9 protein-coding genes are annotated in these 19,428 nt (G+C 71.0%); 7 read left to right on the forward strand and 2 right to left on the reverse strand.

The window, feature by feature from the left end:
- Window positions 1-85: 85 nt before the first annotated feature.
- Window positions 86-1,261: a PQQ-dependent sugar dehydrogenase gene (locus tag HNR76_RS03260; protein WP_162311461.1), complete on the reverse strand. Its 1,176-nt coding sequence runs from the start codon at window positions 1,259-1,261 to the stop codon at window positions 86-88.
- A gap of 448 nt (window positions 1,262-1,709) precedes the next feature.
- Here HNR76_RS03260 and HNR76_RS03265 point away from each other — a divergent pair, with 448 nt between their 5' ends.
- Both HNR76_RS03265 and HNR76_RS03270 read left to right on the forward strand, forming a co-directional pair.
- On the forward strand, window positions 1,710-10,379 hold the full coding sequence (locus HNR76_RS03265) for a glycoside hydrolase family 94 protein (protein ID WP_425501808.1): 8,670 nt from the start codon (window positions 1,710-1,712) through the stop codon (window positions 10,377-10,379).
- The gene (locus HNR76_RS03270; protein ID WP_162311462.1) at window positions 10,376-10,597 is read left to right on the forward strand and encodes a hypothetical protein; all 222 of its coding nucleotides are present in this window, start codon (window positions 10,376-10,378) and stop codon (window positions 10,595-10,597) included. The genes HNR76_RS03265 and HNR76_RS03270 overlap by 4 nt, the downstream gene beginning before the upstream one ends.
- Window positions 10,598-10,718: 121 nt before the next feature.
- Here HNR76_RS03270 and HNR76_RS03275 read toward each other — a convergent pair whose 3' ends face one another.
- A complete protein-coding gene (locus HNR76_RS03275) occupies window positions 10,719-11,852 on the reverse strand; it encodes a sensor histidine kinase (protein WP_162311463.1) in 1,134 nt (377 codons plus the stop codon).
- A gap of 312 nt (window positions 11,853-12,164) precedes the next feature.
- Between HNR76_RS03275 and HNR76_RS03280 the strand changes: the two genes are divergently transcribed.
- The 5 genes from HNR76_RS03280 to lexA all read left to right on the forward strand — a co-directional run bounded on the left by HNR76_RS03280 (window position 12,165) and on the right by lexA (window position 19,360).
- Window positions 12,165-13,148, forward strand: a complete 984-nt coding sequence (locus tag HNR76_RS03280) for a cation diffusion facilitator family transporter (protein WP_162311464.1) — start codon at window positions 12,165-12,167, stop codon at window positions 13,146-13,148.
- A gap of 187 nt (window positions 13,149-13,335) precedes the next feature.
- The gene (locus HNR76_RS03285; protein ID WP_162311465.1) at window positions 13,336-15,936 is read left to right on the forward strand and encodes a TonB-dependent receptor; all 2,601 of its coding nucleotides are present in this window, start codon (window positions 13,336-13,338) and stop codon (window positions 15,934-15,936) included.
- Between the two features lie 135 nt (window positions 15,937-16,071).
- Window positions 16,072-16,569: a CinA family protein gene (locus tag HNR76_RS03290; protein WP_162311466.1), complete on the forward strand. Its 498-nt coding sequence runs from the start codon at window positions 16,072-16,074 to the stop codon at window positions 16,567-16,569.
- A 40-nt stretch (window positions 16,570-16,609) separates the two neighbouring features.
- Window positions 16,610-18,292: a 2-polyprenylphenol 6-hydroxylase gene (gene ubiB, locus HNR76_RS03295; RefSeq protein ID WP_162311467.1), complete on the forward strand. Its 1,683-nt coding sequence runs from the start codon at window positions 16,610-16,612 to the stop codon at window positions 18,290-18,292.
- A gap of 414 nt (window positions 18,293-18,706) precedes the next feature.
- Window positions 18,707-19,360, forward strand: a complete 654-nt coding sequence (gene lexA, locus HNR76_RS03300; protein WP_162311468.1) for a transcriptional repressor LexA — start codon at window positions 18,707-18,709, stop codon at window positions 19,358-19,360.
- Window positions 19,361-19,428: the final 68 nt, after the last annotated feature.

Below are 19,428 nucleotides of genomic sequence, written 5' to 3' on the forward strand. Positions count from 1 at the left end.
TCGCGGTCGAGCGGGCCGGGGAAGTCTGGGAACCCTGTGTGAGTCCGGGCTGCGAGTCCGGTCAGTGGACGTGGCGTGCCACGTCTTATGCGTCCCGTGGCGTCAGTTTCAGCAGCCAGCCCTCGCCTTCGCGGGTCCCGTCTTCCAGCAGCCAGAGGGCGCCGTCCGGGCCTTGCTCCACCTCGCGGATGCGCCGTTGCATGTCGAACCGCTGGGCCTCGCGTGCGTTCTCTCCTTCGAACTCGATGCGCACCAGCGACATCGACGACAGGCCACCGATGAAGCCGTCGCCCTTCCAGTCCGCGAAGAGATCGCCATCGTAGACGATGAAGCCCGCCGGCGAGATGACCGGGGTCCAGGTGATCACCGGTGCGCGGAACTCCGGGCGGGTGTCGTGGCTGGGGATTGGCGTGCCGTCGTAGTGGTCGCCGTTGGAGACGATCGGGTAGCCGTAGTTGGCGCCTTTTTCGATGCGGTTGAGTTCGTCGCCGCCCATCGGCCCCATTTCGTGCGCCCAAAGCCGGCCCTGGGCGTCGAACGCCAGCCCCAGGATGTTGCGGTGGCCCAGCGTCCAGACCTGTGCGCCCACGTCCGCGCGGTCGGCGAACGGATTGTCGGCGGGCACGCTGCCGTCGTCGTTGAGGCGCACGATCTTGCCCAGGTTCGTGTCCATGTCCTGCGCGGGGTCGAACTCCTTGCGCTCGCTGGAGCCGATCCACAGCTTGCCGTCGGCGTCGAAGGCGATGCGGTAGCCGAAATGCCCGTCGCCGCTCTTCTTCGGGGTCTGGCGCCAGATCGCTTCGAGGTCCTGCAGGGCGCCGCCGCCGTTCTCGTCCAGCGCCAGCCGCGCGCGCGCGACCACGGCGCCCAGTCCGCCGTCGCCCGGCTCGACGTAGCTGAGGTAGACGAGGCGGTTGCTGGCGTACTGCGGGTGCAGGACCACGTCGCCCAGTCCGCCCTGGGCCACGTGGACGACCTCCGGCACACCGCTGACGGTTCCGGTGCGGCGGCTGGCGGGGTCGAACAGGCGCAGGGTGCCGGCCATCTCGGTCACCAGCAGGCGGCCGTCCGGCAGGAAGGTCATGGCCCAGGGTGAATCGAACTTCGTGACTTCGGCCACCGCGAACGCTGCGCCGGGCGTGGCCGTGGGGTCCTCCGCCACTGGCGCCACGGCCTGCGTGCCGGTGTCCGTCGTGTTGCCGCAGGCGGACAGCAGCCCGACGACGGCGCCCAGGACCAAGGGATACCCGAACTGGATCATGGCGACATCTCCTGAAGATGGGTCGGTGCGAATCCTGCGAGGCGATATCCGTCGCCGCCGGCTGCCGCGGTGGATGGATTCCTGGAAGGGTCCGACGGCGGCCCGGTCCGGCATCGAAACCCCAGCATAGGCTCGATCGCCGGGCCGCCGCGTGAACCCCGAGCCTGGCCGGTATCTGCGACCCGGCCATGCTGGCGACCATGTCGAACGCAAGGCGCTCGTGCAGCCCTGGTCCGGCAGAGGCATGCAATCTTCCAGCCGGCGTGCGCCGATTTCCGGGCCATCGCGCCCGCCGTATTCGCTTTGCAGCCGGGCTGCGCGGGAAGGCGCTCTTCACGCCTGTACATGTCGTGGGGCGCATGATCGAGGCACGATGGCCTTCCGGTCGTGCAGGTGATCATCCATGCCTCTCTACTGGAGGATGCTTCGTTCCAGCGTCAAGTCGAAGATGCAACGCCTGCGCTTGCGGCGGACCCGAATCGCCGCGTCCGGGAAGGGGCCCGCCGACCGCGAACCGTTGCGGGCCACGCTGTTCGGCGCCGAGCAGATGGAGCAGCACGGGCGTGCGCTGGCCGCGGCGCACACGATCAGCCAGGCGCCATCGGGCAGCCGGCTCCTGCTGCAACTGAAGAGCAACGAGGCGCAGCTCGATGCCGCCGCGGCGATGCTGGCGCGGATGATGCAGGACGAGGTGCGGATCAATCCCGCCGGCGAGTGGCTGCTGGACAACTACTACCTGGTCGAGGAGCAGGTGCGCATGGCGCGCCGCCACTTGCCCGCCGGCTACAGCCGCCAGTTGCCGAGCCTGGCACGCGGGGCCTCGGCAGGGCTGCCGAGGGTCTACGACCTGGCCAGCGAGGCCATCGCCCATGGCGACGGCCGCATCGACGCGACGGTGCTGAGCCGCTTCGTCGCCGCGTACCAGGCCGTCACGCCGTTGACCCTGGGCGAACTCTGGGCGATCCCGATCATGCTGCGGCTGGCGCTGATCGACAACCTGCGGCGCATGGCGATGCAGGTCATGCGCGATGGCGAGGACCACCGCCTGGCGGGCGGATGGGTGCGGCGCCTGAACCAGACCGCGGCCGGCAGTCCGAAGGACGTGGTGCTGGTGGTCGCCGACATGGCGCGCTCGAACCCGCCGCTGTCCGGCGCGTTCGTGGCCGAGCTGACCCGCGGGCTGCAAGGGCGCGGTGCGGTGCTGTCGATGCCAGCGGCCTGGATCGAGCAATGGGTCGCCGAGGCCGGCGACAGCGTGGAGGCGCTGATACACGCCGAAAGCAAGCGCCAGGCGGCCGACCAGGTATCGATCAGCAACAGCATCGGCAGCCTGCGCTTCCTCGACCGCATGGACTGGCGCGAGTTCGTCGAGACCATGAGCGTGGTCGAGCGTACGCTGCGCCAGGACCCGGCCGGCATCCATGCGCGCATGGACTTCGATACCCGCGACAGCTACCGGCACGTGGTGGAGCGGCTGGCCCGGCGTGCCGGCATCGGCGAGGCGCGGGTCGCCGAACTGATCGTGGAACTGGCGCGGCAGCCTTCCGCGCAGGGCGCCGCCACGCACGTGGGGTATTACCTGATCGACGACGGCCGCGGACAGGCGCAGGCGCGGGTCGCGGACGAGGTGCCGGCGAACCGGCCGCGGCGACGGATCCGGCTGCCCCCGTTGCGCACGCCGCTGTGGCGCTATCTGGCGCCGGTCGTGCTGCTTGCGGCCTGCTTCAGCCTCGGGTTGCTGTGGCCGCTGTACCGCAGCGGGCTTCCGGCCGGGCTGCTGTGGCCGCTGGCCCTGCTGGCGCTGCTGGTCTTCAGTGAGCTGGGGGTCGGCCTGGTCAACTGGATCGTGACCCTGCAGGTGCGGCCGCGGGCGCTTGCGCGCATGGACCTGTCCGCGGGCATCCCGTCCGACTGCCGCACGCTGGTGGTCGTTCCCAGCCTGATCGGCGGCAGCGCCGAGGTGGATGCGCTGGCCGAGGCGCTGGAGGTGAGGTTCCTCGCCAATCGCGACCGGCACCTGCATTTCGCCCTGCTCACCGATTTTCTCGATGCCCCGCAGGAGACGATGCCGGGCGACGCCGAGACGCTGGAGCGCGCGGCCTGGCACATCGCCCAGTTGAACGCACGCTACTCGCCCGAGCACGGGGACCGTTTCTTCCTGCTGCATCGGCCGCGCCTGTGGAATGCGGGGGAGCGCTGCTGGATGGGATTCGAGCGCAAGCGCGGCAAGCTGGCGGCGCTGAACCGGCTGCTGCGCAGCGACCGCCCCGTGGATGGGCCGGAGTTGGATTTCCAGCGGGTCTGCGGGGCGACGGCGGTGCTGGCCAACGTGCGTTACGTGATCACCCTGGACAGCGACACCCGGTTGCCGCGCGATGCCGCGCGCGAGCTGGTCGCGGCGATGGCGCATCCGTTGAACCGGCCGCGCCTGGAGCGGCGCCGGCGCCGGATCGGCCGCGGCTACGGCATCCTGCAGCCGGGCATGGGCAGCAGCATGCGCGGCGGCCGCGAATCGCGCTATGCGCGGATGTTCGGCAGCGACCCGGGCATCGATCCGTACAGCGGCACGGTTTCGGACGTGTACCAGGACCTGTTCGCCGAGGGGTCGTTCATCGGCAAGGGCATCTACGACGTCGACGCGTTCGAGGCGGTGCTCGCCGGGCGCTTCCCGGACAACCGGATCCTCAGCCACGACCTGCTGGAGGGCTGCTACGCACGCGCCGGGCTGATCAGCGACGTGCAGTTGTTCGAGAACCATCCGGCGCGCTACCTCGGCGATGCCCGCCGCCGCTCGCGCTGGATCCGCGGCGACTGGCAACTGTTGCCGTGGCTGTTGCCGTGGGTGCCGCTGGCCGGCGGCGGGCACGAGCGCAACCCGCTGTCCTGGCTGTCGCGGGGCAAGCTGCTCGACAACCTGCGGCGCAGCCTGGTGCCGGCGGCGGCGGCCGTGCTGTTGGCGGGCGGCTGGCTGCTGTCGCCGATGCCGGCGACATGGACGCTGTGGCTGCTGGCGCTGTGGGGCGCACCGGTGTTGCTGCAGGCGGTCCACGCGGTGCTGCACGGGCCGGCCGATTCCACCCTGGCGGTCCATCTGCGCCAGGTCGCCGCCAGTACCCGGCAGCAGCTCCAGCGTGCGGCGGTGAGCGTGGCCTGCCTGCCGTACGAGGCCGCGTTCAGCCTGGCCGCCATCGCGCGCACGCTGTGGCGGATGGCGTTCAGCCGCCGCCGCCTGCTGCAGTGGAACCCGTCCAGCGAGGTGGAGCGCCAGTTGCTGGCCGGAAGGCATGCCGAGTGGCGGGCCATGGCGGTCGCCCCGGTGGTCGCGCTGGGCCTGGCGGTCGCCCTGGCGCGCCTGGCCCCGGCAGCGCTGTGGGCGGCCTGGCCGCTGCTGCTGGGCTGGGCGCTGTCGCCCTGGCTGATGGCCTGGCTGGGGCAGCCGCCGCCGCAGCGCGGCGCCCAGTTGGCTCCCGCGCAGGTGGCCTTCCTCGGCCGGCTGGCGCGGCGCACCTGGGATTTCTTCGTGGTCCATGCCGGCGAGGACGACAACTGGCTGCCGCCGGACAACATCCAGGAATACCCCGCGCTGGTGGTGGCGCACCGCACTTCGCCGACCAACATCGGGCTGTCGCTGCTGGCCAACCTGGCGGCCCATGACCTGGGCTACCTGCCGGCCGGCCAGATGGTCGAGCGCATCCGGCGGACGCTGGTCACCATGGAGTCGCTCCCGCGCCATCGCGGCCATTTCTACAACTGGTACGACACCCAGACCCTGCAGACGCTGCCGCCGCGCTACGTGTCCACCGTGGACAGCGGCAACCTGGCCGGCCACCTGCTGACCCTGCGCCAGGGGTTGCTGGAGATGATCGATTCGCCGGTGGTCCCGCGGCGCCTGTTCGGCGGAATCGCCGATACCTTCGGCGTGCTGCAGGAAGAGGCGGCCGGGCACGAAGCGCTGGCCGAACCCTGCGGGCTGTTCCGCGACCAGGTGGCGGGCCTGGCCCTGCGGCCGGCGGGAACGCTGGCGCAGGTCGACCGTGCCCTGGGCGGATTGAGCGCCCGGGCCGAGGCGATCCTCGCGGCGGCGGCGGACGGCCGCGAGGAACTGCAGCGCTGCGCACGCGCGCTCGTGGACGACGTCCATGCCGCACGCACGGAACTGCACCATTGGCGGCCGCCCGCCGGGGAGGCCGGGGCGAATCCAGACGCCGTGCATGCATGGGAGGCCGCGCCGGCACCCACCCTGCGCCACTTGCGGGACCAGGACGACGACCCGTCCCTGCGCGCCCGCGCGGGCGAGCGCGTGGTGCAGTTGGAACGGCTCGCGCACCTGGCGGGCCAGTTCGCGCAGATGGAGTACGGCTTCCTCTACGACCGCGCCAGCCATCTCCTGGCGATCGGCTACAACGTGGACGAAAGGCGCCTGGACGCCGGCCAGTACGACCTGCTGGCCTCCGAGGCGCGGCTGTGCAACTTCGTGGCGATCGCGCAGGACCAGTTGCCGCAGCAAAGCTGGTTCGCGCTCGGGCGGATGATGACCGAGGCCGAGGGCGGCGCCGCGCTGCTGTCGTGGAGCGGCTCGATGTTCGAGTACCTGATGCCGCAACTGGTGATGCCGAGCTACCCGGACACCCTGCTGGACCGCACCGCGCAGCAGGTGGTGCTTGCGCAGGTCGGCTACGGCACCCGCCGCGGCGTGCCCTGGGGCATCTCCGAATCCGGCTACAACGCCGTCGATGCGCGGCTCAACTACCAGTACCGAGCGTTCGGCGTACCGGGGCTGGGGCTCAAGCGCGGCCTCGGCCAGGACCTGGTGGTGGCGCCCTACGCCAGTGCGCTGGCATTGATGGTCGCGCCGGTGCCGGCGTGCCAGAACCTGCAGCGGCTTTCCAGGCAGGGGTTCGGCGGGCGCTTCGGCCTGTACGAGGCGATCGACTACACCCCGGCGCGGGTGCCGCGCGGGCAGGAGCACGTGCTGGTGCGCTCGTTCATGTCGCATCACCAAGGCATGTCGCTGCTGGCACTGGACCACCTGCTGTGCGGGCAGCCGATGCAGCGGCGCTTCGCCGCCGATGCGCAGTTCCAGGCCACGCTGCTGCTGCTGCAGGAGCGCGTGCCGCGTACCGGGCTGTTCCACCTGCACCAGGCCGAAAGCGCGGGCAACCGCAGCCTGGCGGCCGATACGGAAACGCCGCTGCGCGTCATCCGCGACCCCGACCATGGCCGCCCCGGGGTGCAACTGCTCTCCAACGGCCGCTACCACGGCATGCTCAGCAGCGCCGGCGGCGGCTACAGCCGCCAGCGCGACATGGCGGTCACCCGCTGGCGCGAGGACGGCACCCGCGACCACTGGGGAAGCTTCTGCTACCTGCGCGATGCCGGCAGCGGCCAGGTCTGGTCGGCCACCCACCAGCCCACCTGCGTGGCGGTGGAAGGCTACGAGGCGATCTTCTCCGACGCCAAGGCCGAGTTCCGCGGCCGCCACCTGGGCTACGACACCCACCTGGAGATCGCGATCTCGGCCGAGGACGACGTCGAGCTGCGCCGCCTGCGGATCAGCAACCGCTCGCGCCACCGCCGCGTCGTGGAAATCACCACCTACGCCGAGGTGGTGCTGGCGCCGGCGCTCACCGACGAGCTGCACCCGGCGTTCGGCAACCTGTTCGTGCAAAGCGAGATCCTGGCCGACAAGCAGGCGCTGCTGTGCACGCGGCGTGCGCGTTCGCACGACGAGGCGGCGCCGTGGATGTTCCATCTGGTGGCGGTCCACGATGCCGACATCGGCGCGATCTCCTACGAGACCGACCGCGCGCGCTTCCTCGGCCGCGGCCACGGCCCGCGCATGCCGCGGGCGCTCGTCGCCGACGAGGCGCTGTCCGGGACCGCCGGCTCGGTGCTCGACCCGATCGTGGCGATCCGCTGCCGCATCGAGCTGGCGCCGGACCAGCGCGCGCAGATCGACATGGTCTACGGCGTCGGCTCGCAGCGCGAAGCCTGCGTCGAGCTGGTCGACAAGTACCGCGACCGGCGCCTGGCCGACCGCGTGTTCGACCTGGCGCTGACCCACAGCCAGGTCGTGCGCCGCCAGATCAACGCTACGCAGGCGGATGCCGTGCTGTACGAACGCCTCGCCGGGCTGGTGCTGTATACCCACCCACTGCTGCGCGCGGAGCCAGGGGTGCTGGCGCAGAACCGGCGCGGCCAATCCGGGCTCTGGGGACATGCGATCTCGGGCGACCTGCCCATCGTGCTGTTGCGCGTGTCCGACTCGGACAACATCGAGCTCGTGCGGCAGATGGTGCAGGCACACGCCTACTGGCGCCTGAAGGGACTGCGCGCGGACCTGGTGATCTGGAACGAGAGCCAGGCCGGCTACCGGCAGCAGTTGCAGGACCAGATCGTGGGCATGGTCGCGGCCGATCCCGAGGCCACCTTGCTGGACCGCCCCGGCGGCATCTTCGTGCGCCCGGCCGAACACATCTCCGACGAGGACCGCATCCTGCTGCAGACCGTGGCGCGCGCCATCATCAGTGACCGCCACGGCAGCCTCGCCGCGCAGCTCGACCGGCACCCGGCGACGGCGCGTGCGCTGCCGCCGCCGCTGGCCGCGGGGCCGCCCCACGAGACGCTCCCGTCCGGCCTGCCGGACGCGGCGGCGGGCGTGCCGCAGGTATTTGCGGACGCCGAGGCGTTGCGCGCCGCCGATCCCGGCCCGGTGCTGTTCGACAACGGCCTGGGCGCATTCGCCGCCGATGGCCGCGAATACCTGATCGAGCTGGACGAGGGCGGGGCGACCCCGGCGCCGTGGTCCAACGTCATCGCCAATGCGCAGTTCGGCAGCGTCCTCAGCGAGAGCGCGTGCGGCTACAGTTGGCTGGAGAACGCCCATGAGTTCCGGCTGACGCCGTGGCACAACGATCCGGTCACCGACAGCTCGGGCGAGGCGTTCTACCTGCGCGACGAAGACAGCGGCGCGGTATGGTCGCCGATGGCGCTGCCGTGCCGGGGCCGCGGCAGCTACCGCACCCGGCATGGGTTCGGCTACAGCGTCTACGAACACGTCGAGGACGGCATCGCCAGCGAACTGTGGGTGTACGTCGATCTGCAGCGCCCGGTCAAGTATTCGCTGCTGCGGCTGCGCAACCTGTCCGGGCGCCCGCGCCGGCTCAGCGCCACCGGCTATGTCGAATGGGTGCTGGGCGACATCCGCGCGCATTCGCGCATGCACGTGGTGAGCGAGGTCGACGCGGCCAGCGGGCTGGTCACCGCGCGCAACCCGTACAACAGCGAGTTCGAGGGGCGCGTGGCGTTCTTCGACGTCGATGCCGAGGTGCGCGGCTTCACCGCCGACCGCGCCGAGTTCCTGGGCCGCAACGGCCATCCGGGAGCACCGGCGGCGCTGCTCCGCCAGCGGCTGTCCGGTCGCCAGGGCGCGGGCCTGGATCCGTGCGCGGCGCTGCAGGTGCCCATCGTGCTGGACGCCGGCCAGGCGTTCGAGACGGTGTTCCGGCTGGGAGCCGAGGTGACCGGCGAACGGGCCCTGCAGTTGGCCGCCGCCACGCGCGGCAGCGCCCACGCCCGCCGTGCGCTGGAGGCCGTGCGCGACCATTGGGACGTTACCCTGTCCGGCGTGCAGGTCAGTACGCCCGATCCGGCCGTGGACCTGCTGGCCAACGGCTGGCTGCTCTACCAGACCCTGGCCAGCCGTTGCCTGGGCCGCAGCGGCTACTACCAGTCCGGCGGTGCGTTCGGCTTCCGCGACCAGTTGCAGGACACGATGGCCCTGGTCCACGCGCAGCCGGCGCTGAGCCGCGCCCACCTGTTGCTGAGCGCGGCGCAGCAGTTCGTCCAGGGCGACGTGCTGCACTGGTGGCACCCGCCGCAGGGGCGCGGGGTACGCACCCGGTGTTCCGACGACTACCTGTGGCTGCCCGTCGCGGTGTGCCGCTACGTGGAGGCCAGCGGCGACCGCGGGGTGCTCGACGAATCGGTGCGCCTGATCGACGGCCGTCCGCTCAACCAGGACGAGGAGTCGTACTACGACCTTCCGCACGGCGCGGGCGTGTCGGATTCGCTGTATGGGCATTGCGTGCTGGCGCTGCGCCGCGGCTGCGAACTGACCGGCGAGCGCGGGCTGCCGCTGATCGGCGGCGGCGACTGGAACGACGGGCTCAACCGGGTCGGGATCGGCGGCCGGGGCGAAAGCGTATGGCTCGGCTTCTTCCTGTGCGAGACATTGCGCCGCTTCGCGCCGCTCGCCCAGGCCCGCGGCGACGCCGCCTTCGCCGCCTATTGCCAGGCCGGTTCGCAACGGCTGCAGGACAATCTGCAACGCCACGGCTGGGATGGGCAGTGGTATCGCCGTGCATGGTTCGACGACGGGACCCCGCTGGGTTCCAGCGGCAACGAGGAGTGCCGCATCGATTCGATCGCCCAGAGCTGGTCGGTGCTGTCCGGCGCGGGCGGCGCGGAGCGCGGCCGCCAGGCGATGGACTCCCTCTACCGGCACCTGTTCAAGCCGCAGGCCGGCGTGGTCCAGTTGCTGGACCCGCCGTTCGACCGCACGCCGCACGACCCCGGCTACATCCGCGGCTACGTCCCGGGCGTGCGCGAGAACGGCGGGCAGTACACCCATGCGGCGGTCTGGGCGGCGATGGCCTTCGCCGAGCTGGGCGACACCCGCCGCGCCTGGGAGCTGGCCGACCTGATCAACCCGATCCACCATGCACGGGACGCGGCGGCGGTCGAGCGCTACAAGGTCGAGCCCTACGTGCTCGCCGCCGATGTCTACGCAGTGGCGCCGCACCAGGGGCGCGGCGGCTGGACCTGGTACACCGGTTCGGCCGGCTGGATGTACCGGCTGCTGACCGAATCGCTGCTGGGCCTGCGCCGCGAGGGCGAATGGCTCTCGCTGCGGCCGTGCATCCCGGCGGCGTGGGACGGCTATCGGATGCGCTACAGGTACGGCGGCAGCGACTACCTGATCGAGGTGTCGCAGCGCGACATCGCACAGGCCCGGCTGCAACTGGACGATGTTCCTCTGCCCGATCTGCGTTGCCCGCTGCGGGACGACGGCCGTCACCACCGGCTCGTGCTGCACTGGCCCAGGCCGACGGCATGAGCGGCCGTGCCGAGCTGGACCAGGAACTCGACCGCCTGGAAGGGATGCTTCCGCTGTGGACGGAAAAGCTGCGCCACCGCCGCCAGTTCTGGCCGCAGTTCGGCGCGCTCGCCGGCGAGATCATCGATCGCAGCGCAGAGGCCGACCTGGAGTACGTGCTGCGCCGTCTGGCGCGGATGATCCGGGCCAGCAGGGTGCAGTTCGAGCGGTGGCGATGACCGATGCCGCCATGGCGCACGCGTTTCGGCGGCCACGCGTCTTCCGTGCATGGTGCCGGCCGCGTGCCCGGAGCGGGCCTTCTCGACCCGGGTGCGGAATCACGGGCGAGGCCGGGCGGCGTCACGTATCGGCGGTGTGGCGCGGCAGGTCGATGGTGAAGATGCAGCCGGAGCCCGGCAGGTTGCGCACGCTCAGCACGCCGCCGTTGGCCTCGATGCCATGGCGCGCGATGGACAGCCCCAGGCCCAGGCCGCTGCGGTCCGCGCCCTTCTGGACGAAGGGCAGGAACATGCTTTCCGCGCTGCCTTCGGGCAGCCCGCCGCACCCGTCCTCCACGTCGATGAGGATGCGGTCGGCCACCGCGTAGGCGTTGAGGCTTATCTGGCTGTTCTCGTGCGAGAACTTGAATGCGTTCTGCAGGAGGTTGCCGATGGCCGACAGCAGCAGGTCGCGGTCCACGTCCACGGCCAGGCGCATGTCCACGTCCGATGCGGCGAAAGAGCACCCGGCCGCTTGCGCCTGCAGCGAGGCGGAAAGCCTGACCTCCTCCACGAGGCCGGCGAGCGGAAGCAGCCGGTGCTGCGCGGGCATCCCGGCCGCCATCCGCACCTCCGCCAACGAGCGGTCTATCAGGTGGGACAGGCCGACCAGGGCGGCGTCCAGCACATGGCCGGTGGCGCCGTTGAGGCCCACGTCGCCCTGGCGGATGACCGACAGCGCCAGGGTGGCGGTGCACAGTTGGTTGCGCAGCTCGTGGGCGAAATAGCCGAGTTTCTCGTTCAGCGCGGTCGCGGCCTTTTCCGAGATGGCGGAGTCGCGCTGGTAGCCGAACTCGGTGATGGCGCTGGCGATGGCGTTGTCCAGGCAGCGGTTGAGCGTGCGGAATTCGTTGGCATCGATGCTCTCGCCGCGTTCCACGGCCAGGTCCGAGATCGCCTGGCAAAGGTCGCCGTAATCGTGCACCGCTTCGTCGGCGGTGAAGCCGTGCAGCAGCAGTTGCCTGCCGTGCAGGGCGGCCGACTCGCTGATTTCGGACAGGGCCGGCTTTCCTCCGCCCGGCATCCCCGATACCTTCCGGCTGCGCTGGGGCTCGGAAGTCCTTTCGACCTTCAGCGTCTTGATGAGCTGTTCGAGGAACAGGGTCAGCCCAAGGTCCAATTCCTCGTTCTGCGCGGCGGAAAGCCTGCGCAGCGCCATTTTCGCCCGGCACCGGGCAATCAGCTCGTCACGATTATCGGCGAGGAATCGGTGCATCATTCTGGCACCATACCCCTATTATCGATAGGGCGCGCGGACCAATTGGCCGGGATATTGGCCGCCTGCCTCCGCAAATGGCCGTTTTTTCCGTTGCGGCCATCGCCGGGGGCGGCCGTATTCCCGCGTTTCATGGGCGGGCGATGTCGCTTCGCGGCAATGGCCCGGCGATAATCCCCGGGACATTATTCGATGCCCCGCCAGGCGCCGGGAGCGCTTCGTCGGTTCGCGCGCCTGGAAACTCCATGGCCGGGTCGTGGCGACGCCCGCTGTAATAGTCTCCGGCCATGTCCCTGGCCGATAGTCGGAAACATGAGCGCCGTCCACGACCCCCGCCACGAACACGATCGCGACCCTCCCCACGGGCATGGCCATGCCGGCCACCACCATGGCCCGGGCGGGCACAGCCACGTGCCCTCGGAGATCCGCTACGAGCGCCCGCTGTGGTGGGCGCTGGGCCTGACCGCCACGGTCCTGGTCGCCGAGGCCGTCGGCGCCTGGCTGACCAACAGCCTGGCGCTGCTGTCGGACGCGGCGCACATGGCCACCGATACCCTGGCGCTGGCGATCGCGCTGGTGGCGGTACGGCTGGCGCGGCGGCCGCCCGACGCGCGCCGGACCTACGGCTATGCGCGCTTCGAGGCGCTGGGCGCGCTGGCCAACGGCGGCCTGCTGTTCCTGCTGGCCGGCTACATCCTGTGGGAGGCATGGCACCGGTTCCGTTCCCCGCTGCCGGTGGCGAGCATGGGCATGCTCGGCGTGGCCGTGGTCGGCCTGGCCTGCAACCTGGTGGCGATGCGGCTGCTGCACGCCGGCAGCGGGCAGAGCCTGAACCTCAAGGGCGCCTACCTGGAGGTGTGGAGCGACATGCTCGGCTCGCTGGCGGTGATCGTGGCCGCCATCGTCATCGGCCTGACCGGGTGGCTGTGGGTGGACCCGCTGCTGGCGGTGCTGATCGGCCTGTGGGTGCTGCCGCGCACCTGGGTGCTGGTGCGCGAGGCGCTGAACGTGCTCATGGAGGGCGTGCCGCGCGGCGTGGACCTGGCGGCCGTGCGCGCCGACGTCCAGGCGCACCCGCGCGTGAGCGGCCTGCACGACCTGCACGTATGGGCGCTGGCATCGAGCACGCCGGCGATGACCGCGCACGTGGTGGTGGCCGCCGGCGCCGATGCGGTCGCCGTGCGCCGCGAGCTGGAAGGCATGCTGGTGCAGCGCCATCGCATCGCCCACGTGACCCTGCAGATGGAGGCCGCCGACGAGGCGCACTGCGCCGGCTGCGGCGACGGGGCGCACTGACCCGGCCCGCCGCGCCCTCCATCCCTAAACGCGCATCGGCGTATCGCCGCAATGCAAGATGCGGCGGATGTGCAGGCAGTCTAACGTCCATGTAACGGATTGCGGCCCTGCGGTGGCCGCCCGGAAGAGAGGAACGCCCCCAGGAACCAGCAGACGTATCTGCCATCACAACACGAGGGAAGTGGACATGGCTTGTGGAACTCTGCAACAAACAGGACTGGCGATCGCGGTGATCGCCGCCTTGTCCAGCCTGGCCGCGACGCCGGCCGCGCACGCCCAGGAACAGTCGCAAGCGCAGGATGCGCAGGCCGACAAGCCCGTCACCCTGTCGGGGCTGACCGTGACCGCGCAGAAGCGCGAGCAGGCGCTGCAGGAAGTGCCGATCGTGGTCAACGTGCTCGGCGAGCAGTTGTTGCAGGACACCGGGGTGCGCGACATCAAGGACCTGCAGGTGCTGGTCCCGGGCCTGACCGTCACCAGCACCCAGAGCGCGGCGCAGACCACCGCGCGCATCCGCGGCATCGGCACGGTGGGCGACAACGCGGGGCTGGAATCCTCGGTCGGTGTGGTCATCGACGGCGTCTACCGGCCGCGCAACAGCGTCGGCTTCACCGACCTGGGCGAACTGGAGCGGATCGAGGTGCTCAAGGGCCCGCAGGGCACGGTGTTCGGCAAGAACACCTCGGCCGGCGTGATCAACGTGGTCACCCGCAAGCCCAGCTACACCCAGAGCGCCGAGGCCGAGATCACCGTGGGCAACCATGGCGCGATCGGCGCCTCAGGCGCCTACAACGATGCGCTGGGCGAGAACTCGGCGGTGCGCATCTACGCGGCCAAGCGCAAGCGCGACGGCGTGGACGCGGTCCGTACCGGCGCCGGCCCGCGCACCGGCACCGACGACGGCGACCAGAACTTCCACACCCTGCGCGGCCAGTTGCTGTGGGAGCCGTCGGCGGACGTCGAGGTCAACCTCTCCGCCGATTTCACCAGCCGCGAGGAGAACTGCTGCGTCACCGTGACCACCCACCGCGGCCCGACCGCGGCCATCATCGATGCGCTGGCCGGTGGCGAAGGCGTGATCCCGGCGCCCGATCCTGAGCGCCGGCTCGCCTACGCCAACCGCAGCACCGAGCAGGACATCAAGGACAAGGGCGTCCAGGCCGAAGTGAACTGGAACACGCCCTGGGCCAGCGAGGCGGTGCTGACCTCGATCACGGCCTGGCGCGACTGGCAGGCGATCAACGGCCTGGACTTCGACTACAGCGCGGCCGACGTGCTCTACCGCGCGCCGGACGAGGACGAGTCGCTGACCAAGTTCAGCACCTTCAGCCAGGAACTGCGTCTCACCGGTTCCAGCGAGCGGGTGGACTGGATGGTGGGCGTGTTCTATTCGGACGAGGACCTGGACCGCAACGAGAGCTATCGCTACGGCGCGGCCTACGAGCCCTACCTGTCGACCCTGGTCGGCAGCCAGGTCCTGGCGGGCGTCGCCGCGCAACTGGCGCCGCTGGGCCTGAGCGTGAACCAGGCCGGCCCGGCGACCTTCCTTTCCCAGGTCAGCGGGCAGCCGTTCGGCAGCAACTACACCGGGCTGGGCGCGCTGGACCGCCACGAGCAGAACGCACGCAGCGCGGCGATCTTCACCAACAACACCTGGCACGCCACCGACGCGCTGGACCTGACCGTGGGCCTGCGCTACACCCACGAGAAGAAGGAATTGCGCTCGGCCTACACCAATCCCAACGGCAGTGCCGCCTGCGCGGCCACCCTGGCCAACCCGGCTGCACGGGTGGGCGGGGCGCTGGCCCAGCGCATCAATGGGTTCGCCAGCCTGCCGCCGGCGCTGCAGCAGCAGTTGCTGGGCGCGCTGGTGCCGGCGGTGGCGCCGTCGATCGCCGGCTACATGTGCCTGCCCTGGGCCAACATCGCCCACCATGGCCGCAACGTGGACCAGTCGCGCACCGAGAAGGAATGGTCCGGCACGCTGAAGCTGGCCTACAACTGGTCCGGCGACGTGATGACCTACGTCTCGGCCGCCCGCGGCTACAAGGCCGGCGGCTTCAACCTGGACCGGGTGCAGTCCTCCAATGGCCTGTCCAGCGGCACCCAGGGCATCGCGCCGGTGGACGACACCTCCTTCCCGGGCGAGTTCGTGGACAGCTACGAGATCGGCGCCAAGACCACCTGGGCCGACGGCAACCTGCTGCTGAACGCGGCCCTGTTCCACCAGACCTACGAGAACTTCCAGCTCAACAGCTTCCTGGGCACCAGCTTCGTGGTGCGCTCGATCCCGGAAGTCGTCTCCAAGGGCGTGGACGCGGAACTGATGTGGCAGACCGGCGTCGACGGCCTGTCGCTGCAGGGCGGCTTCACCTATGCCGAGACCGAGTACGGCGACGACCCGCTGCCCGATGCCGACCTGGCCCTGCTGCCGGGCAACCAGATGAGCTTCGCGCCGAAGTGGTCGGGCAATGCTTCGGTCACCTACCGGTGGGACATCGGCGGCAGCCTGCAGGGGCGCTTCAACATCGGCGCCAAGTACATGTCCGACTACAACACCGGCTCGGACCTGGACCCGCAGAAGGCGCAGGACGCCTACACCCTGGTCAACGCGCGCCTGGGCATCGGCGCCCGCGACCAGCGCTGGATGCTGGAGTTCTGGGGCCAGAACCTGACCGACGAGACCTACAAGCAGGTCGGCATCGACGCCCCGATCCAGGCCGGTTCGTGGAACGCCTTCCTCGGCGCGCCGCGGCTGTACGGGATGACCTTGCGCGTGCGCTACTGAAGCCGCGCGCCGGGCCGCTGCGGGGGAGGGCGGGCAAGAAGGGCGGGGCCGCTGCGGCGGCCCCGGTCCGTTCACGGGCAGACAGGCGCGGCCGTTTGGGCTAAAACGGTCGCCATTCCATTCCGGCCACGCCCGATGCACGATCCCTCCGACGCGCAACTGCGCGAACAGGCCGAGCGCCTGGCCGAGCGCCTGGGCGCCGCGCGCGAACGCCTGGTCACCGCCGAGAGCTGCACCGGCGGCTGGATCGCCAAGTGCCTGACCGACATCGCCGGCTCCTCGGACTGGTTCGATTGCGGCATGGTGGTCTACAGCTACGAAGCCAAGCAGGGCCTGCTCGGCGTACGCCCGCAGACCCTGGAGGAACACGGCGCGGTCAGCCGCGAGACGGCGATCGAGATGGTCTCCGGCGCACTGGTGTACTCCGGCGCCAGCGTGGCGGTGGCGGTGACCGGCATCGCCGGCCCCGGCGGCGGCAGCGAGGACAAGCCGGTGGGCACGGTGTGGATCGCCTGGAAGCGCCGCGGCGGCTACGCCCACGCGCAGGTGTTCCATTTCCATGGCGACCGCGAGGCGGTGCGGCGCCAGACCGTCGACCGCGCGCTGCAAGGCATCGCCGGGTTGCTGCCGTGAGCACGGCCGCCTTCCCGGCCCGCGCGGAGGTGAACGCCTGATGTGGGAGACCCTGGGCACCGTCCGCGACCTGGGCCGGCTGCAGGAGATCGCCTCGGTCCTGATCCGCTACGGCTTCGGCGACCTGGTCCGCCGCATCGGCCTGGCCGGCACCCTGGAGAAAGCCGGGCGCCTGCTGCACTGGCAGGACCCCGAGGCGATGGCGCACATGGCGCCGCCCGAGCGCGTGCGCCGCGTGCTGGAGGAACTGGGGCCGACCTTCGTCAAGCTCGGGCAGGTGCTGGCCACCCGCGTGGACCTGCTGGCGCCGGAATGGATCGCCGAACTGGGCAAGTTGCAGAACGCGGTGCCGGCGCTGCCGTTCGAGCGCGTGCGGCCGCAACTGGTCGAGGATCTGGGCGCCGAGCCGGAAGCGGTGTTCGCCCGCCTGGAGGAGACCCCCCTGGCGGCCGCCTCGCTGGCGCAGGCGCACCGCGCCTGGCTGGCCGACGGCACCGCGGTGGTGCTGAAGGTCCGGCGCCCCGGCATCCGCGACACGGTCGAGGCCGACCTGCGCCTGCTGGCCCGCCTGGCCGAGATCGTCGAGACCCGCGCGCCGGACCTGCGCCGCTACCGGCCGGCCCAGGTGGTGCACGAATTCACCCTGTCGCTGCGCCGCGAGCTGGACTTCGCCGCCGAGTGCCGCAACGCCGAGCGCATCGCCGCCAACTTCGCCGGCCGCGCGGGGATCGTCGTGCCGCGCGTGCACTGGCAATGGACCTGCGAACGGCTCAACGTGCAGGACTTCCTCGACGGCATTCCCGGCCGCGACCTGGCCGCGGTGGACGCGGCCGGCCTCGACCGGCGGCGGCTGGCCCGGGCCGGCGCGGGCATCGTCCTGAAGATGGTGCTGGAGGACGGTTTCTTCCATGCCGACCCGCACCCGGGCAACATCTTCTACCTGCCGGGCGAACGCATCGGCGTGATCGATTTCGGCATGGTGGGGCGCGTATCGGAGCGGCGCCGCTTCCAGATCGTGCAGTTGCTCCACGGCCTGGTCGAGCGCGAGGCCGGCGCGGTCGCCGACGTGCTCCTGGAATGGGGCGAGGGAGGTGGCGAACTGGAGGAGTCGCGGCTCCAGGCCGACATCGGCGCCTTCGTCGACCAGTACCGCGGGGTGCCGCTGAAGGACCTGCGCATGGGCGCGATGCTGGCCGACGTGACCGCCATCCTGCGCGACCACGGCCTGAGCCTGCCGCCGGACCTGGCGCTGATGATCAAGGCCTTCCTGACCCTGGAAGGCCTGGGCCGGCAACTGGACCCGGACTTCGACATGGCCAGCGCCGCGCGGCCGTACGTGGAGCGCGCGCTGCTGGCGCACTGGTCGCCGCGGGCGCTGCTGCGCCGCGGCCGGCGCAGCGCGCTGCAGGCGCTGGAACTGGCCGGCGACATGCCGCGCGAATTGCGCCGCCTGCTGCGCGCTGCGCGTCGCGGACGCCTGCACATGCAGATGGAAGTGACCACGCTCAAGGCCTTCGGCGACCAGGTCGACCGCGCCGCCAACCGGCTGACCATGGGCGTGGTCACTGCGGCGCTGGTGATCGGTTCGTCCATCGTGATGCACAGCGCCGGCGGCGGGGTGCCCAGCCGCTGGCTGCTGGCGCTGGGCGTGCTCGGCTTCGTCGGCGCGGCGTTGTGCGGCATCTGGATCCTGCTGTCGATCTGGCGCAGCGGGCGGCGCTAGGACCGGAGCGGGGAGGCGGCAATTCCCTCGATTTCCCGCTCAAAGCTTGCGTCGGTACGAGGGTGATGTTCCGTCGCGCCTCGCCTCATCGCCTTGGCGGGAGATGGCATGGCCGGTTCCCGCCGTGCGACGTGCCTGCCGCTCCCGGCTGGGTGGCCTCGTCGCCGACTGAAGCCGGCTCCCACAGAGCCGGAGGTGCATGTGGTGCAGGAGCCCGCTTCAGCCGGCGACCGCCATCACCCTGACCCCCTCTGGGCCGTTCCGCCACAAGCCGCTCCTGCGAAGGCGCGTCGCTGGTGGACCATGCCGCCGTGATTCCCAGGCCTCATCCATGGCCGTGCCGGCCGCTTGGCCATCGGCCGGGCCCGCGGAGGGGTTGCGCTCCTTGTCTCGTTAGTAGTATTACTACTAACCATGAACCTGACCGACACCCAGCAGGCCATCCTCGCCCTCATCGCCGAGCGCATCGAGATCGAGGGCATGCCGCCTTCGCAGACCGAGATCGCCCGGGCGCTCGGCTTCAAGGGCGTGCGTGCCGCGCAGTACCACCTGGAGGCGCTGGAGGCCGCCGGAGCGATCGAGCGCCTGCCGGGCCGGGCGCGCGGCATCCGCCTGAAGGTGGCGCCGCCGTCGCCTCAGGCCAGGCTGGACCTGCCGGCCGCGGTGGACGACGACGCCCTGCGCCTGCCGGTGCTGGGCCGGGTCGCCGCCGGCACGCCGATCGGCGCCGACGCGCCGGCCGACCTGGCCGAGCGCTTCCTGGTGCTGGACCGGGTGCTGTTCTCGCCCGCGCCGGACTACCTGCTCAAGGTGGAGGGCGACTCGATGCGGGACGAGGGCATCTTCGACGGCGACCTGATCGGCGTGCACCGTACCCGCGAGGCGCGCTCGGGCCAGATCGTGGTGGCGCGGGTGGACGAAGAGATCACGGTCAAGCTGCTGAAGATCGGCAAGGACCGCATCCGCCTGCTGCCGCGCAACCCGGACTATGCGCCGATCGACGTGCTGCCGGACCAGGACTTCGCCATCGAAGGCCTGTACTGCGGCCTGGTCCGGCCCAACCGCTGATGGCGCCGCCGCGCTTCCGCCACCGGCCTGCCGCATCGCGGCGTTTTCCGACAGCGGCGCGGGCCGCG

Origin of the sequence: Pseudoxanthomonas broegbernensis (genome assembly GCF_014202435.1) — a bacterium.
GTDB lineage: Bacteria > Pseudomonadota > Gammaproteobacteria > Xanthomonadales > Xanthomonadaceae > Pseudoxanthomonas > Pseudoxanthomonas broegbernensis.

Bases quoted from the DNA above. Each gene is read 5' to 3' on its own strand.
- HNR76_RS03280 (WP_162311464.1), top strand. From the start codon at position 12,165: ATGAGCGCCGTCCACGACCCCCGCCACGAACACGATCGCGACCCTCCC.
- HNR76_RS03275 (WP_162311463.1), bottom strand. From the start codon at position 11,852: ATGCACCGATTCCTCGCCGATAATCGTGACGAGCTGATTGCCCGGTGC.
- HNR76_RS03265 (WP_425501808.1), top strand. From the start codon at position 1,710: ATGCAACGCCTGCGCTTGCGGCGGACCCGAATCGCCGCGTCCGGGAAG.
- lexA (WP_162311468.1), top strand. From the start codon at position 18,707: ATGAACCTGACCGACACCCAGCAGGCCATCCTCGCCCTCATCGCCGAG.
- HNR76_RS03290 (WP_162311466.1), top strand. From the start codon at position 16,072: ATGCACGATCCCTCCGACGCGCAACTGCGCGAACAGGCCGAGCGCCTG.
- HNR76_RS03260 (WP_162311461.1), bottom strand. From the start codon at position 1,261: ATGATCCAGTTCGGGTATCCCTTGGTCCTGGGCGCCGTCGTCGGGCTG.
- HNR76_RS03270 (WP_162311462.1), top strand. From the start codon at position 10,376: ATGAGCGGCCGTGCCGAGCTGGACCAGGAACTCGACCGCCTGGAAGGG.
- HNR76_RS03285 (WP_162311465.1), top strand. From the start codon at position 13,336: ATGGCTTGTGGAACTCTGCAACAAACAGGACTGGCGATCGCGGTGATC.
- ubiB (WP_162311467.1), top strand. From the start codon at position 16,610: ATGTGGGAGACCCTGGGCACCGTCCGCGACCTGGGCCGGCTGCAGGAG.